At 71.6% G+C, this 15,247-nt stretch carries 16 protein-coding genes; 13 read left to right on the plus strand and 3 right to left on the minus strand.

Annotated features, from left to right (window positions below; all coding sequences use genetic code 11):
• The first annotated feature begins 32 nt into the window (after positions 1-32).
• From AXZ95_RS09110 to AXZ95_RS09145, 8 genes are all read left to right on the plus strand, one after another.
• Positions 33-1,790, plus strand: coding sequence for an alkaline phosphatase family protein (locus tag AXZ95_RS09110; protein WP_018190727.1), 1,758 nt, complete (start codon positions 33-35; stop codon positions 1,788-1,790).
• 89 nt (positions 1,791-1,879) lie between these two features.
• Positions 1,880-2,167: an Asp-tRNA(Asn)/Glu-tRNA(Gln) amidotransferase subunit GatC gene (gatC, locus tag AXZ95_RS09115; RefSeq protein WP_172823262.1), complete on the plus strand. Its 288-nt coding sequence runs from the start codon at positions 1,880-1,882 to the stop codon at positions 2,165-2,167.
• Between the two features lie 6 nt (positions 2,168-2,173).
• Complete coding sequence (gatA, locus tag AXZ95_RS09120) at positions 2,174-3,721, plus strand: Asp-tRNA(Asn)/Glu-tRNA(Gln) amidotransferase subunit GatA (RefSeq protein WP_018190729.1); 1,548 nt, start codon at positions 2,174-2,176, stop codon at positions 3,719-3,721.
• Positions 3,721-5,241 (plus strand): Asp-tRNA(Asn)/Glu-tRNA(Gln) amidotransferase subunit GatB, encoded by a 1,521-nt coding sequence (gene gatB, locus AXZ95_RS09125; protein WP_018190730.1) that lies wholly within the window; start codon positions 3,721-3,723, stop codon positions 5,239-5,241. Before gatA ends, gatB begins: the two co-directional genes overlap by 1 nt.
• Before the next feature lie 8 nt (positions 5,242-5,249).
• Positions 5,250-5,822: a GNAT family N-acetyltransferase gene (locus AXZ95_RS09130; protein WP_018190731.1), complete on the plus strand. Its 573-nt coding sequence runs from the start codon at positions 5,250-5,252 to the stop codon at positions 5,820-5,822.
• Positions 5,823-5,826: 4 nt separating this feature from the next.
• Complete coding sequence (locus AXZ95_RS09135) at positions 5,827-6,381, plus strand: YbaK/EbsC family protein (RefSeq protein ID WP_018190732.1); 555 nt, start codon at positions 5,827-5,829, stop codon at positions 6,379-6,381.
• A gap of 10 nt (positions 6,382-6,391) precedes the next feature.
• Entirely contained in the window at positions 6,392-7,312 is a 921-nt protein-coding gene (locus AXZ95_RS09140; RefSeq protein WP_018190733.1) for an oxygenase MpaB family protein, read from the plus strand.
• Positions 7,313-7,358: 46 nt separating this feature from the next.
• Positions 7,359-7,895 carry a PaaI family thioesterase gene (locus tag AXZ95_RS09145; RefSeq protein WP_018190734.1) on the plus strand — a complete coding sequence of 179 codons (537 nt, stop codon included), beginning with the start codon at positions 7,359-7,361 and terminating at the stop codon, positions 7,893-7,895.
• A 15-nt stretch (positions 7,896-7,910) separates the two neighbouring features.
• Here AXZ95_RS09145 and AXZ95_RS09150 read toward each other — a convergent pair whose 3' ends face one another.
• The gene (locus AXZ95_RS09150) at positions 7,911-9,656 is read right to left on the minus strand and encodes a long-chain-fatty-acid--CoA ligase (protein WP_018190735.1); all 1,746 of its coding nucleotides are present in this window, start codon (positions 9,654-9,656) and stop codon (positions 7,911-7,913) included.
• Positions 9,657-9,666: 10 nt separating this feature from the next.
• On the minus strand, positions 9,667-10,329 hold the full coding sequence (locus AXZ95_RS09155) for an SDR family oxidoreductase (RefSeq protein ID WP_018190736.1): 663 nt from the start codon (positions 10,327-10,329) through the stop codon (positions 9,667-9,669).
• A 98-nt stretch (positions 10,330-10,427) separates the two neighbouring features.
• Between AXZ95_RS09155 and AXZ95_RS09160 the strand changes: the two genes are divergently transcribed.
• The 4 genes from AXZ95_RS09160 to AXZ95_RS09175 all read left to right on the plus strand — a co-directional run bounded on the left by AXZ95_RS09160 (position 10,428) and on the right by AXZ95_RS09175 (position 12,780).
• Entirely contained in the window at positions 10,428-10,730 is a 303-nt protein-coding gene (locus tag AXZ95_RS09160; RefSeq protein WP_018190737.1) for a DUF6412 domain-containing protein, read from the plus strand.
• A gap of 90 nt (positions 10,731-10,820) precedes the next feature.
• Complete coding sequence (locus AXZ95_RS09165) at positions 10,821-11,594, plus strand: YidC/Oxa1 family membrane protein insertase (protein ID WP_018190738.1); 774 nt, start codon at positions 10,821-10,823, stop codon at positions 11,592-11,594.
• Between the two features lie 148 nt (positions 11,595-11,742).
• Positions 11,743-11,973 carry a hypothetical protein gene (locus AXZ95_RS09170; protein ID WP_231374395.1) on the plus strand — a complete coding sequence of 77 codons (231 nt, stop codon included), beginning with the start codon at positions 11,743-11,745 and terminating at the stop codon, positions 11,971-11,973.
• 78 nt (positions 11,974-12,051) lie between these two features.
• Positions 12,052-12,780, plus strand: coding sequence for a hypothetical protein (locus tag AXZ95_RS09175; protein WP_018190740.1), 729 nt, complete (start codon positions 12,052-12,054; stop codon positions 12,778-12,780).
• A gap of 15 nt (positions 12,781-12,795) precedes the next feature.
• Here the strand turns inward: AXZ95_RS09175 and AXZ95_RS09180 are convergent, their stop codons facing one another.
• A complete protein-coding gene (locus AXZ95_RS09180; RefSeq protein ID WP_018190741.1) occupies positions 12,796-13,800 on the minus strand; it encodes an aldo/keto reductase family protein in 1,005 nt (334 codons plus the stop codon).
• A gap of 130 nt (positions 13,801-13,930) precedes the next feature.
• Between AXZ95_RS09180 and AXZ95_RS09185 the strand changes: the two genes are divergently transcribed.
• Positions 13,931-15,205: a DNA polymerase IV gene (locus AXZ95_RS09185; protein WP_231374396.1), complete on the plus strand. Its 1,275-nt coding sequence runs from the start codon at positions 13,931-13,933 to the stop codon at positions 15,203-15,205.
• The last annotated feature ends 42 nt before the right edge of the window (positions 15,206-15,247 follow it).

Raw genomic sequence — 15,247 nt, forward strand, 5'->3', positions numbered from 1 at the left:
TGTTGTCGGCGGCGCAGCACATAATGGATGGGATGCGACCGGACGACGACCCTTCCCCCACCCAGCGGGGATCGAGCCGCCGCGCCTTCCTGAAGGGCGCCGGCCTGGTGGCCGCCGGTGCGGTCGCGGGCGGCGCGGCCGGCGGTGCAGCGGGCGCGAGTCTCGGCGCGGCAGCGGGCCGCACCTCTCCGACCGCGGACGAGTCCGGCGAGGAGTACCCGCCACTTCCTCCGCGCGGCGACGGGCCGGGGTTCGACCACCTGGTCGTGCTGATGTACGAGAACCGCTCCTTCGACAACCTGCTCGGCCATCTCTACGACGAGGAGACCCTGCCGAAGGGCAAGCGGTTCGAGGGGCTGGCGTTCGGCGACTACAGCAACCCGGACCCGGCGGGCGGGCCCGACATCCCCGCGCACATCTACCAGGGCACGACCGACTTCGTGATGCGCCAGCCGTCGCCCGACCCCGGCGAGGTCTACCCGCACGTCAACACGCAGCTGTACGACGTCATCGACCCGCCGTCGAACGCCGATGCGCGGGTGCGCGAGATGCAGCCGCCCTACAACGCACCGCCTCCAGGCGCGCGGCCGGGCATGCGCGGCTTCGTACGCGACTACATGGGCGTGCTCCGCAAGGACACCGGTCGCGAACCGGCGGTGGACGACTACCGTCGCGTGATGGGCGGATTCTCGCCCGACATGCTCCCGGTCTTCTCGACCCTGGCGCGCCAGTTCGCGGTCTACGACGACTGGCACTGCGCCGTTCCCTCGCAGACGTTCTGCAACCGGTCGTTCTTCAACGCGTCCACCTCGCACGGCTACGTCGACAACGGTGGCGTCGAGGGCCTGCGCAAGTGGTTCGACCCGAAGAACGATGCGCCGACGATCTTCAACCGGCTGGAGGAGGCGGGCCGCAGCTGGCGGGTCTACTTCGACGACCGTCAGCTGATCTCCCTGACCGGCTTCATCCACGCCCCTGCGCTGGAGCCCTACTGGAAGACGCACTTCCGGACGATGTCGCAGTTCTACGCGGATGTGGCCGAGGGAACCCTGCCGGACTACGCCTTCGTCGAGCCGCGGCTGCTCTACGACCACAACGACATGCATCCCCCGGGCGGCCCGATGACGGGGGAGGACGTGGCCGGCGAGGTCGTCGTCGGAGGCGCGATCTCGGACGTCCGTGCGGGCGACCTGCTGCTGCACAAGGTCTATTCGGCCATCCGCTCCGCGCGCAGCGCGAAGGGCTCCAACGCGCTCAACACCCTGCTGCTGGTGACGTTCGACGAGCACGGCGGCACCTACGACCACGTCCCGCCGGGTCCGGCTACGCCGCCGGACGACAGCGGCCCGGGCGAGAACGGCTTCGGCTTCGACCGCCTCGGTGTCCGGGTGCCCGCCATCGCGATCTCGGCGTACACGGCGCGCAACACGATCATCCACGACGAGATGCACCACTCGGCGGTCGTCGCGACACTGTGCAAGAAGTTCGGGATGAGGCACCTCACCGAGCGCGATCGCGGCGCCAGGACGATCGACAACGCGATCAACCGCACGACCCCGCGGCAGCCGGGCACCTGGCCGGACACGCATCCCCAGTACCTCCCGGCGAACCCGGAGTCCGACGCGCCGGCGCCGGAGGACGAGGACCGTCCGCTCAGCCCGCCGGGCATCGGCCTCGTCGGTCTGCTGATGGCACGCTACGGCGCGCCGGGCGCGGCGGTGCCGCGGACCTACAAAGAGGCGTACCAAGCGGTCAACGGGCTGGGGCGCGGGCTGTTCGGCGCGCCCTAGAATCGATAGGGCGGGCCGCGACGCGAGCTCCCGTCACCCCAACACCGAATCCACGGAGACGCACCTTGTCTGAAACCAGCGCAAGCGAGATCAGCGCAGAGCAGGTCGCGCACCTGGCGAACCTCGCCAGGATCGACCTCAGCCCGGAAGAGCTCGAGAGCCTCACGAAGGAGCTCGGCCAGATCGTCGAGTCCGTCGCGAAGGTCCAGGAGGTGGCCGGGCCCGACGTCCCGGCGACCAGCCACCCGCTCCCGCTCACCAATGTGTTCCGGAAGGACGAGGTCCGGCCGTCGCTGACCGTGGAGCAGGCGCTGTCCGGTGCTCCCGAGCGCGAGGGCGACCGCTTCAAGGTGCCCACCATCCTGGACGAGGAGTAGGACGACATGACCGACCTGATCAGGCTCTCCGCCTCCGCCCTCGCCGAGAAGCTCGCCGCGGGCGAGGTCTCCTCCGTCGAGGCCGTCCGCGCCCACCTCGACCGCATCGAGTCCGTCGACGCGGACGTGCACGCGTTCCTGCACGTCGCCGGCGAGAAGGCGATCCGCACGGCCGCCGAGATCGACGGCCGCCGCGCGGCGGGCGACCCGCTCGGCCCGCTCGCCGGTGTGCCGATCGCGATCAAGGACGTCCTGGCGACGGAGGACATGCCGTCGACCTCCGGCTCGAAGATCCTCGAGGGCTGGATCCCGCCCTACGACGCCACCGTCGTCCGGCGGCTGCGTGAGGCCGACCTCGTGCCGCTCGGCAAGACCAACATGGACGAGTTCGCCATGGGCTCCTCGACGGAGCACTCGGCGTACGGTCCGACCCGCAACCCGTGGGACCTGGAGCGCATCCCCGGTGGATCGGGTGGAGGCTCGGCCGCGGCCGTCTCCGCCTTCGAGGCCCCGCTCGCGCTCGGCTCCGACACCGGCGGCTCGATCCGCCAGCCCGCCGCCGTGACCGGCTCGGTCGGCGTGAAGCCGACGTACGGCGGCGTCAGCCGGTACGGCGCGATCGCCCTGGCGAGCTCGCTCGACCAGGTGGGCCCCGTGTCCCGCAGCGTGCTCGACGCCGGCCTGCTGCACGACGTGATCGCCGGTCACGACCCGCTCGACTCCACCTCGCTCGCCGACACCTGGCCGTCGATGGCCGACGCCGCCCGCGCCGGACACCGGGACGGGGCGCTGAAGGGCGTCCGTGTCGGCGTCATCCGCGAGATCGCCGGCGACGGCTTCCAGTCGGGCGTCAAGCAGCGCTTCGACGAGGCGCTCGCCCTGCTCGAGTCCGCCGGGGCCGAGATCGTCGAGGTCAGCGCTCCGAGCTTCGAATACGCGGTCTCGGCGTACTACCTGATCCTCCCGGCGGAGGCCTCGAGCAACCTGGCGCGCTTCGACTCGGTGCGCTTCGGTCTGCGCGTCAACCCGGCCGACCCGCCGGTGACCGTCGAGCGCGTGATGGCGGCGACCCGCGACGCCGGCTTCGGCCCGGAGGTCAAGCGGCGCATCATCCTGGGCACCTACGCCCTGAGCGCCGGCTACTACGACGCCTACTACGGCAGCGCGCAGAAGGTGCGCACGCTCATCCAGCGCGACTTCTCCGCCGCGTTCGAGAAGGTGGATGTGCTGGTCAGCCCGAGCGCGCCGACCACCGCCTTCAAGCTGGGCGAGAAGATCGACGACCCGATGGCGATGTACCTGAACGACATCACCACCATCCCGGCGAACCTCGCCGGCGTTCCGGGCATGGGCCTGCCGATCGGCCTCGCACCGGAGGACGGGCTGCCGGTCGGCATGCAGCTGATGGCGCCCGCCCGTGCGGATGCCCGCCTCTACACGTTCGGGGCGGCGCTCGAGCAGCTGCTCGAGCAGAAGTGGGGCGGCACGCTGCTCAGCCAGGCGCCGGATCTGAGCGCCACCGAGATGTTCGCGAGCGAAGAGGGAGCCGTCTGATGGCGAACGCCACTGCCCACACAGCGGAGCTGATGGACTACGAGAAGGCGCTCGAACTGTTCGAGCCCGTTCTCGGCTTCGAGGTCCACGTCGAGCTGAACACCAAGACCAAGATGTTCTGCGGCTGCGCCAACGAGTTCGGTTCTGGCGCCAACACGAACACCTGCCCGACCTGCCTCGGGCTCCCGGGCGGCATGCCGCAGGTGAACGAGAAGGCCATCGAGTCGAGCATCCGGCTCGGCCTCGCCCTCGGCTGCGACATCGCCGAGTCGAGCCGGTTCGCGCGGAAGAACTACTTCTACCCGGACCTGGCCAAGAACTTCCAGACCTCGCAGTACGACGAGCCGATCGCGCACGACGGGTCGATCACCATCGAGCTGGAGAACGGCCGCGAGCTGACGATCGAGATCGAGCGCGCGCACATGGAGGAGGACGCGGGCAAGCTGACCCACGTCGGCGGCGCCACCGGCCGCATCCAGGGCGCCGACTACTCGCTGGTCGACTTCAACCGCGGCGGTGTGCCGCTGGTCGAGATCGTCACCAAGATCATCGAGGGCGCCGAGGCGGACGCGCCGGAGGTCGGCCGCACGTATGTGCGCGCCATCCGCGACATCGTGAAGGCGCTCGGCGTCTCGAACGCCCGCATGGAGGAGGGGAACGTGCGCTGCGACGCCAACGTCTCCCTGCGCCGCCGTGGGTCGACGGAGCTCGGCACGCGCACCGAGACGAAGAACGTGAACTCGCTGCGCTCCATCGAGCGCGCGGTCCGCTACGAGATCCAGCGCCAGGCCGCGATCCTCGAGGCGGGCGGCACCATCGTGCAGGAGACGCGCCACTGGCACGAGGACTCCGGCACGACGAGCGCCGGCCGCCCCAAGTCGGACGCCGACGACTACCGCTACTTCCCGGAGCCCGACCTCGTGCCGGTCGCCCCGGCCCGCGAGTGGATCGAAGAGCTCCGTGGCACGCTCCCGGAGCAGCCGTCGCTGCGCCGCAAGCGCCTGACCGCCGAGTGGGGCTTCACGGCTCTCGAGTTCCAGGACGTCGCCAACGCCGACCTTCTGGACGAGGTCGAGGCCACGATCGCCGCCGGCGCCGACCCCGCCGCCGCCCGCAAGTGGTGGACCGGCGAGATCGCCCGCCTCGCGAACGCGCAGAACGTTCCGGCGGGAACGCTGGTCAGCCCGCAGAACGTCGCCGAACTTGCCGCACTGATCGAGGCGGGGACGCTCACCGACCGCCTGGCTCGCCAGGTGCTCGAGGGCGTCATCGCGGGGGAGGGACGGCCCCAGGAGGTCGTCGATGCCCGCGGCCTCGCGGTGGTCTCCGACGACGGCGCGCTGATCGCGGCCATCGACGAGGCGTTGGCGTCGCAGCCGGATGTGCTCGCGAAGATCCGCGACGGCAAGGTGCAGGCCGCCGGAGCCGTCATCGGCGCCGTCATGAAGGCCATGCGCGGCCAGGCGGATGCGGCACGCGTGCGCGAGCTGGTGCTCGAGCGCGCGAGCGCAACGGAGTAGCCAGGCCCGTGGGCGGCATCCTCGTCGAACGGGTGACGGCGGAGAGTGCGGAGGCCGACGCCTCCGCACTGTCCGCCGTGCTCGCCGAGACGGTGGAGGGCGGCGCGAGCGTCGGCTGGATCGTACCGCCGTCGCCCGAGGAGGCGACCGCCTGGTGGCGCGCGCTGTTCGCCGATGCGGGAGCCACGACCTGGGTCGCCCGCGAGCCGGACGGGCGCACCATCGGCACGATCACGCTGCTGCGTTCCCCGAAGCCGAACGGCCCTCACCGCGGGGAGGTCGTCAAGCTCATGGTGCATCCCGCCGCCCGCGGCCGCGGTGTCGCTCCGGCACTGATGGCGGCGCTCGAACGGCACGCGGAGCAGACCGGGCTGACCCTCCTCGTGCTCGACACGGAGACCGGCAGCCTGGCGGAGACGCTGTACCGCCGGTGGGGCTGGAGCGCGGTCGGCAGCATCCCGGACTTCGCCGTCAGCCCGTCCGGAGTGCTCGGCGGCACGACGATCATGTACAAGCGTCTGGGCCCGGCGGCCCCGGCACCGGAGCTGTTTGCGGACTCCCAGGCGGCGCGTGCAGAGTAGGCGCATGGGCGTCTTCACTCTCGGCGGTCTGACCTCCGCACCGGCCTCCTCCCGCACCGACCTCCTCGCTCCGGCCACCCTCGAGGCGCTCGAGGCGCTCGGCTGGCTGGATGAGGTGGGCATCGTCGAGATCGACCCCGACGTGTCCGACACGTCCGCGACGCGCGATCAGTTCGGTCTGGATGCCGCCGACCTCGCCAACTGCGTGGTGGTCGCGGGCAAGCGCGAGGGCGTGGAGCGGATCGCCGCGTGCGTCGTCCTGTCGACCACCCGGGCGGATGTCAACAACACCGTCAAGCGCTTCCTGGACGTGCGCAAGGCGTCCTTCCTGCCGATGGACCGCGCCGTGGAGCTGACCGGCATGGAGTACGGCGGGATCACCCCGATCGGCCTTCCCGCCGGCTGGCCGGTGCTCGTCGACGCGCGCGTGATCGACGACGGCGTGGTGATCATCGGGTCCGGCGTCCGCCGCTCCAAGATCCTTCTCCCCGGCCGCCTGCTCGGGCAGCTGCCCGACGCGCAGGTCATCGACGGTCTCGGCCTCGAGATCCCGGGATGAGCGTGGCCGCATGACCGGAGCCGCCGTCGAACGGGTGCTCGCACCCGTCCGCTCGCGTCTGATCGAGACCCTGGCCGGGCGATCGGATGAGGTGCCCGTCTGGATCCTGCGGCTGGAGGACGGCGAGGACGAGGGTTTCTTCGGTCCCGACAGCGCTGCCTGGGCGGTGCACGGCGGCATGCCGACGCTCGTCGCCGGGGTGCGCGCCCTGCTGCTTCAGGCCCTGCACCCGGGCGCGCTGGCCGGAGTGCGCGACTTTTCCCGCTACCGGGAGGACCCGCTCGGCCGGCTTGCGGGGACCATCCAATGGATCCACACCGTCACGTTCGGCAGCCGGGGACAGGCCGTCGCGGGGAGCGAGATGGTGCGGTCTCTGCACCGCCGGGTCACCGGCACGTACGTCGACGGGCACGGCGTCGAGCGGCCGTACTCGGCCAACGACCCCGACCTCGCCCGCTGGGTGCACCTCGCCTTCACCGACGCGTTCCTGACGGCGCACGAGCACTGGGGCGGTCCCATCCCGGGCGGAGCGGACGGTTACGTGGCCGAGTGGGCCAGGGCGGCGGAGCTCATGGGGGTGCCGGATGCTCCGCGATCCGCAGCGGCGTTGCGGGCCGAGATCGACGCGGTCACCGACGCGGGGGAGCTGCGCGGTGGTCCGGAGGTCGAGGAGATCGTGCGGTTCATCCGCCGGGCTCCGCTCCGCCGCACGCTGCGACCGTCGTACCGCATCGTGTTCCGTGCCGCCGTGTCCACGCTCGAACCACGGCACCGCGACCTCCTCGGGCTGCCGACCACGGCGGCCGAGCGGCTGCTCCCGCTCCACGGCGCGACCTCCGCGGTGCTCGCCGGGGCCCGCACCCTGCTCGGTCCGCAGCCGCAGGCGGAGCTGGCGGCACGGCGACGGCTCGCGCGGCTCGGCGCAGCCTGACCCGCGCAGCCTGACCTGCGGGCGCCGCGCGTGCGAGGATGACGGCATGAGCGACGCCGGCGCCGACCAGACCCAGACCCAGACCGAGACGCAGACCCGCACTCGCACCGTCCACTGGGAGGACCCGGCTCCGGGCGTCGCCCGGATGCCCAGCATGACCGGGCTGGAGTACCTCCGGTCGATGCTGCGCGGTGAGCTGCCGCCGCCTCCCATCACCGAGCTGATGCGCATGACGCTGGTGGCCGCCGACCCGGGGACGGCCACGTTCGTGTGCGAGCCGGACGAGTCGCACTACAACCCGATCGGGACGGTGCACGGCGGGTTCGTGTGCACCGTGCTCGATTCCGCGCTCGGGTGCGCGGTGCAGACGACGCTGCCGCAGGGTCAGGGGTACACATCCATCCAGATCACCGTCAACTACCTGCGCCCGGTGCACGCGGGGACCGGTCCACTGACCTGCACCGCGACCGTGACGAAGCCCGGCAACCGCGTCGCCTTCGCCGACGGAGTCATCACGGATGCTGCGGGCAAGACGGTCGCTACGGCGACCGGTTCGCTGCTGGTGTTCCCGATCGGCGGCTGACGCCCGACCGCGCGGCTATTTCGCCTGTGCGGCGAGCAGCTGGTCGCGCACTTTGCGGCGGATGACCTTGCCGACGATCGAGCGCGGCAGCTCGTCCACCTGCACGACGTGCTTCGGGACCTTGTACGGGGTGAGGCAGTCGCGGCCGAATGCGCGGATGGCCTCCTCGTCGAAGGATGCGCCGGGCTCCATCACGACGGCGGCGACCACGTCCTCGCCGCCGCGGCGGTGGGGGAGCCCGACCACGGCGATGTCGGCGACGCCCGGGAAGGAGCGCAGGGCGTCCTCCACCTCGGTCGGCGACACGTTGAAGCCACCGGTGACGATGAGCTCCTTGATGCGGTCGACGATGCGGACGAAGCCGTCCTCATCCATCGTGACGATGTCGCCGGTGCGGAACCAGCCGTCGTCGGAGAACACCTTGGCGGTCTCGTCGGGCTTCCGCCAGTAGCCCGAGAACACCTGCGGACCGCGCGCGAGCAGCTCGCCCTCTTCGCCGAACGGGCGGTCCACCGAGGGGTCGTCCGGGTCGGCCACGCGCAGCTCCGTGCTCGGCAGCGGGAGGCCGACCGTGCCCTCGCGGCGGGTGGCGCCGACCGGGTTCGCCATCAGCACCGGCGAGCACTCGGAGAGGCCGTAGCCCTCGACGAGGTAGCCTCCGGTCTCGTGCTCCCAGAGGTCGACGATACCCTGCGGCAAGCTCATGGCGCCCGAGATCGCGATCTGGATGCCCGACAGGGACACGTTCCGCTTCTCGGCCGCCTGCACCAGCCGTTCGTAGATCGGGGGGACCGCGGGCAGGAAGGTCGCCGGGTGCTTCTTCACCACATCCAGCACCAGGTCGGGGTCGAACTTCGGGAACAGCACCAGCCGCGCCCCCATGCTCATCGCGAAGGTGAGGCAGAGGGTGAGCCCGTACGCGTGGAACAGGGGGAGGACCGCGTAGACGACCGACGTGCCGCGCTCGATGGTCGGCACCCAGGCGCGGGACTGCGCGGCGTTCACGTTCAGGTTGCCGTGACTGAGCATGGCGCCCTTCGGCACGCCGGTGGTGCCGGAGGTGTACTGGATGAGGGCCAGGTCGTCACGCTCCGGCCGCGGGGAGGACTTCGCGATCCGGCGGGAGGCGACCAGCGAATCCCAGGAGATGGTTCCGGACACCTTCGCGGTCAGCTGCTCGCGGGCCTTGCGCGCCGCCGGGACGGGGAGCCGCAGCGCGAACCGCTTGGAGGCGGGCATCGCGCGGGTGAGGTCGACGGAGATGACCGTGGTGACGCCGAGGTCGGCGGGGAGGTCCTGCACGGTGGCGGCGACCTTGTCCCAGACGATGGCGACGGTCGCGCCGTGGTCCTCGAACTGGTGGCGGAGCTCGCGCGGCGTGTACAGCGGGTTGTGCTCGACGACCACGGCGCCGAGGCGCAGGACGGCGTAGAACGCCGCGACGTGCTGAGGACAGTTCGGCAGCACGAGCGCGACCCGGTCGCCCTTCGAGACGCCGAGTCTCCGCAGGCCCTCGGCGGCGCGCGCGATCTGGTCGCCCAGCTCGGCGTACGTCGTGGTCGCGCCGAAGAACTCCAGGGCGACGTGCTTGGGGTATGTCTTCACCGACTCGTCGATGAGGTGCGAGAGGGACCCGGCGGGCATCTCCACGTCGGCCGGGACGCCGGGCGCATAGCCGGCGATCCAGGGCTTCGTACTGTACGGGAGGTGCTCGGCGCCCGCGGTCGCGGCTCCGTCGCTCGTCGCGCTGTCGGTGGTCACGGCGGCAAGCCTACGCGGAGGCGACCTGCGCCCGCACGGCGTCCTCGATGGGGGTGTCGCCGCCGATGACCTCCCACTGCCGGCCGATCGCCGCGGGCTCGTCGAGCACGACGGCGATGAGGGTGGCGACATCCTCGCGGGCGATGCTGCCGCGCGGAACGCTGTCGCCGAGCGTGATCCTCCCGGTGCCCTCGTCGGTGGTGAGGCCGCCCGGGCGGAGGATGGTCCAGTCGAGCCCGGAGGCGCGGAGCGCCGTGTCGGCGTCGCGCTTGGCCTCGACGTACGCCTTCCAGACCGGGTCGGCGTCGTCGACCGGAGCGTCGACGCCCCAGGCCGAGACCTGCACGAACCGCCGGATGCCCGCCTTCGCGGCCGCCTCCTGCGACTTCACGGAGCCGCCGTAGTCGACGGTCCGTTTCCGTTCGATGCCCGAGCCGGCTCCGGCCCCGGCGGTGAACACGACCGCGTCGCAGCCGCGGATCGCCTCGGCGAGGGTGTCGGCATCCGCCTTCTCGATGTCGACGAGCGCGCCGAGGCCGCCGAGGCGGTATACATCCTCGGCGTGCTCGTCGCTGCGGACGACGCCGACGAAGTCGTCTCCGCGGTCGTAGAGCACCCGCATGAGCTGCTGGGCGACTTTTCCGTGGGCTCCGATGATCGCGACTCGAGTCATGACCCCATCCTTCCACCGAGCGTCGGCGGGAGGCGACACGCGTCCGCCTCGCGCGAACGCTCTCGGCGTTCCGGCCGGGCTCTGTTACCGTCGTCTGCATGACCGCCCTGCTCGAGCTCCTCGGACGCGCTTTCGCGTCCGCGCTCGGCATGCTCGGCGGCGGCAGCCCCGCCGGAGTCGTCGCGCTGGCCGGTGTGGCCGGCGCCCTCGGCCTGGTTGCGGTCGTCGCTGCGGCGGCACTCCGGTCGGTGGCGGCTCTCGCCGCCTCCCTGCGGGTGCGCTCCGCGTGGTCCCGGCCGATCCTCCCCGTCGCGGGATGGCTCGCCGAGAGCCAGTCGGCTCCGGACGCCGACGGGCGGCCGCGCCCCAGAGCGCCCGGCGTCTCCCTGCCGGCCGCGTAACCGCACCCCCTATCCCGCCACCGGGCGGACGGCGGCGCCTTCGCGACCAGACGCGTCCGCATCCGTCCGAATCGCAGGGATCACACACTTATGGACTTCTTCTCCTGGCCGCCCATCGCGGCCCTCCTCGACGGGGCATACAGCCTCGTCACCGCTCTCTCCACCGCCGTCGAACCGATCGCCGGAACCGCCGCCGGCCTCGTCGCCGTCGTCGTCCTGACGATGCTCGTCCGCGTCGTCCTCATCCCCGTCGGCGTCAGCCAGGTGCGCGCCGAGTACAGCCGCCGGCGGATCGCTCCCCGCCTCGCCGAGCTGCAGCGCCGGCACAAGGGCGACCGCGAGACGCTCGCCCAGAAGACGATGGAGCTGTACCGCGAGGAACAGGTGTCGCCGTTCGCCGGGATGCTGCCGCTGCTCGCGCAGATCCCCGTCGTGACGCTGCTGTACGCCGTGTTCACGCATCCCACCATCGCCGGGCACGCCAACACGCTGCTCGGGGAGCACGCCTTCGGGGCGCCCCTCGGAACCAGCTTCGTCGGGCTCACCGGCGCGGGGGCCGGGGTCTGGCCGGGGATCCTCGTCTACTTCGGCGTCCTCGCGTTGATCGCGATCGTGACCACGGTGTCCCGACGGGTGCTGACGCTGCCGCAGCCGGAAGGGTCGACGGCGCCGGTCGGGATGCTGCGTGCGCTGTCGTTCCTGCCCTATGTGACCGTGGTCTTCGCGGCGTTCGTCCCGCTGGCGGCCGCCGTCTACATCCTTACGTCGACGACGTGGACGGTGGCCGAGCGGTGGACGCTGCGCCGGCTTCTCGACCCGGCGCGCCGCGCAGGGGGTTCGACGCGGCCGACGACGTCGCACTGACCGCAAGCACTGAGCGGTCGCACAGCCCGGGGGTGGCACGATGGACGGCATGTGGAGACGCGCATCCGGTGATCGATCGGCGACGGGCGGGAGTCCGGAGACAACGGGCCGCCGCAGTCCCGGGCTCGGTGTCGGAGTGCAGGTCTACGTGCGTGAGCACGACCCGGCGTCGTCGGACGACTGGATCGGCGAGCCGACGGGCGTGATCATCGCGCCGGGCGACCGCGGGCTGCGCAACGTCTACGGGCCGCAGGACGGCCTGACGACGTGGACGGTGTCGTTCTTCGAGCCCCAGCACCGACGCGACGGACGCGGACCGTACGAGACGGCGATCATCCCGGCGTCGCTCCTCGTGGCCGAGGAACCGTACGACCGCTGAGGTCCCGCATCCTGCCGCTCCGCTGAACCGGTTCGGCACCCACTACCTCCCGGCGCGCCGCGAACCTACAATGTCGGCATGTTCGTCGAGGGCACCCTTCGATGGCAGGTCACGGAGGACTGCCCGTGGGACCTGCTCGTCGCCCTCGCCGTGCGCGAGCTCGCCGGTCTCCACGGCCGGGTGGAGCCCGCGCTTCCGCGACTCGAGCCGACGGTGCTCCCGGTGCTGCATTCCGGGCGGGCGGAGGCGGTGGACGGGCGTAGTGCATCCGCACCGGTGCCGCGCACCCGACCGGCTCCGTTCATCCATCCCGCTCGTCCCGCCGGACGACCGGCTGCGCCCGCCGCCGACCCGGATGCTGCGCGGGAGGAGGGCGCTGCCGCCCTCGCCCGGCAGTGGGAGGCGTGGTTCGAGGCGGCGGCCGACCGGCACCGCCGGCTCACGGCGCCACTGCTGCGGCCTCCGCATTTCGAGGCGTTCGACCGGGTGATCGAACTGCAGGATGCGGTGATCGCCCACTACGAGGCGGCCGCCGAGTGGGCGACAGCGCGGCACGCCGAGTATCTGGTGGACAGCGCCGAGCACCACGCCCGCCGCGCCGCCGACATCGTGGACGTGGTGCGCGAGCGCGAGCACGAGCTCCGCCGTCAGGCCGGGTACTTCCGGCTCGACATCGACGTGCTGCCGCTCGCCGAGAAAGGCACCTGGATCGTCGGCCCGCACACCGTCGTGGTCAGCGCGTCGCTGCGAAACGACTCCGTCGCCTTCCGCGACTGGCTGCGCCCGCTTGTCGCCGCCCTCGTCTGACGCCCGAGCGGCGGATCAGGCCGGGCGCTTGGCGGGGGAGACGGTGAGCGCCGGGTCGGTCTGGGCGACATCCCCGACGGCCTCGTCGATGCGCGCCATGACGTCGCCGGACAGACGCACACCGGCGGCCGCGGCGTTCGACCGCACCTGCTCCGGGCGCGACGCGCCGACGATCGCGCCCGACACGTTCTGGTTCTGCAGCACCCACGCCACGGCGAGCTGCGCCATGGTGATGCCGAGCTCGTCCGCGATCGGCTGGAGCCCCTGAACCGCGGTCAGCACCTCGTCGCGCATGAATCCGCGGATGGCGTCGGCGCCGCCCTTCTCGTCGGCCGCGCGGCTGCCCTCCGGCGCCTGCTGTCCCGGCTTGTACTTGCCGGTGAGCACGCCCTGGGCGACCGGCGACCAGACGATCTGCGAGATCCCGAGCTCGCCCGAGGTGGGCACCACCTGCTTCTCGATGACGCGCCACAGCATCGAGTACTGCGGCTGGTTCGAGATGAGTTGGATGTTGAGCTCCTTGGCGAGCGCGTGTCCCGCGCGCAGCTGGTCGGCCGTCCACTCGCTGACGCCGATGTAGAGGGCCTTGCCGGCGCGTACGACGTCGGCGAACGCCTGCATCGTCTCCTCGAGCGGGGTCTCGTGGTCATACCGGTGCGCCTGGTACAGGTCGACGTAGTCGGTGCCGAGGCGCTGCAGCGATCCGTCGATCGACTCGAGGATGTGCTTGCGCGAGAGCCCGACGTCGTTGTGGCCCTTGGGGCCTGTCGGCCAGTAGACCTTGGTGAAGATCTCGAGTGAGGCGCGGCGCTGGCTCTTCAGGGCGTCGCCGAGCACCTGCTCCGCGACCGTGTTGGCGTACGCGTCCGCGGTGTCGAAGGTCGTGATCCCCGCGTCGAGGGCGGCGTGCACGCACTCGGTCGCCGTGTCGTTCTCGACCTGGGAGCCGTGGGTGAGCCAGTTGCCGTAGATGATCTCCGAGATCTTGAGACCGCTGTTGCCGAGGTACCTGAATTCCATGCCCCCAAACGTACGTCGCCGAGTCCGCGAAGTGCACGTCGTGGTCGCTATTCGCCGGTTTTAGGCGCCACGACGTGCACTTCGGCGGAGGAGTGTCCCGCGTGTCGGCGGCGGGTGAGAAGCTGGAGTCGTGGGACGAGCGGATGGCAGCCAGCGGCAGGTGAGCGCGGCCGACGTCGACGACTCCGAGTCCGCCATCCTGCATGTCGACATGGATGCGTTCTTCGCGTCCGTCGAGCTGCTGGAGCGCCCGGACGCCCGCGGCAAGCCGGCGATCGTCGGGCATGCGGGCGGCCGCGGCGTCGTCACGAGCGCGACCTACGAGGCGCGGCGGTACGGCGTGCGCAGCGCGATGCCCATGTCGCAGGCACTCCGGCTGTGTCCGAACGCGATCATCCTCCCGCCCCACTACGACCGGTACACCGAGTACTCGGCGAAGGTGATGGACATCTTCCGCGAGGTCACGCCACTGGTGGAGCCGCTCAGCATCGACGAGGCGTTCCTCGATGTCTCGGGCGCCCGCCGCCTGCTCGGGTCGCCGCGCCGCATCGCCGAGCTGATCCGGTCGCGGGTGCAGGAGGAGACCGGGCTGACCTGCTCGGTCGGGGTCGCGGCGACGAAGTTCATGGCGAAGCTCGCCTCGGGCCGCGCCAAGCCGGACGGCCTGCTGGTCATCCCGCGCTCCGAGACCCTCGCCTTCCTCCGCCCGCTCCCGGTGGGCGCGCTGTGGGGCGTCGGTGCGAGCACGCAGGCGTCGCTGGAGCGGATGGGGCTGCTCACGGTCGGCGACCTCGCGGACGCCCCGCTGCACGTGCTTCAGAAAGCCGTCGGAGACGCGAGCGGCCGCAAGCTCCACGAGCTCGCGAACGGCCGGGACGACCGCGGTATCGTGACCGAGTCGCGCGAGAAGAGCATCGGCCACGAGAACACCTTCGACACGGATGTCGGCGACCTCGACGTCCTCCGCCGCGAGTTCCTGCGCTTGTCGGGCCGGGTCGGCGAGCGGCTCCGCAAGCACGCGATGATCGCCCGCACCGTGTCGATCAAGGTGCGGTTCTCCGACTTCCGCACGATCACGCGGTCGCGCACGCTGGCGGAGCCGACCAACGTCGGCAGGCGCCTGTTCGAGGAGGCGTGGGATGTGTTCGGCGCCCTCAACCTCGACGTGCGGCAGACGCCGCTGCGGCTCATCGGCGTCCGCGCGGAGCAGCTGCTCGATGCGGGCGGCGACGCGGTCGCCCTGTGGGACCCGGATGAGGAGTGGCGCGAGACCGAGCGCACCCTGGACGCGGTGAGCGCGCGGTTCGGCCGCGGGATGATCGGACCGGCCTCGCTGGTGCGCCGTGCGCGCGACGCCGACGAGGAGGAGCGCGACGGCCGCAACCCGAAGTACGTGAGCGACTGAACGGGCCTGGTCGCACGGGAAGCCGGGGGCTACGCTCAGGCG

Origin of the sequence: Leifsonia sp. 115AMFTsu3.1 (assembly GCF_004362795.1) — a bacterium.
Lineage (GTDB): Bacteria > Actinomycetota > Actinomycetes > Actinomycetales > Microbacteriaceae > Leifsonia.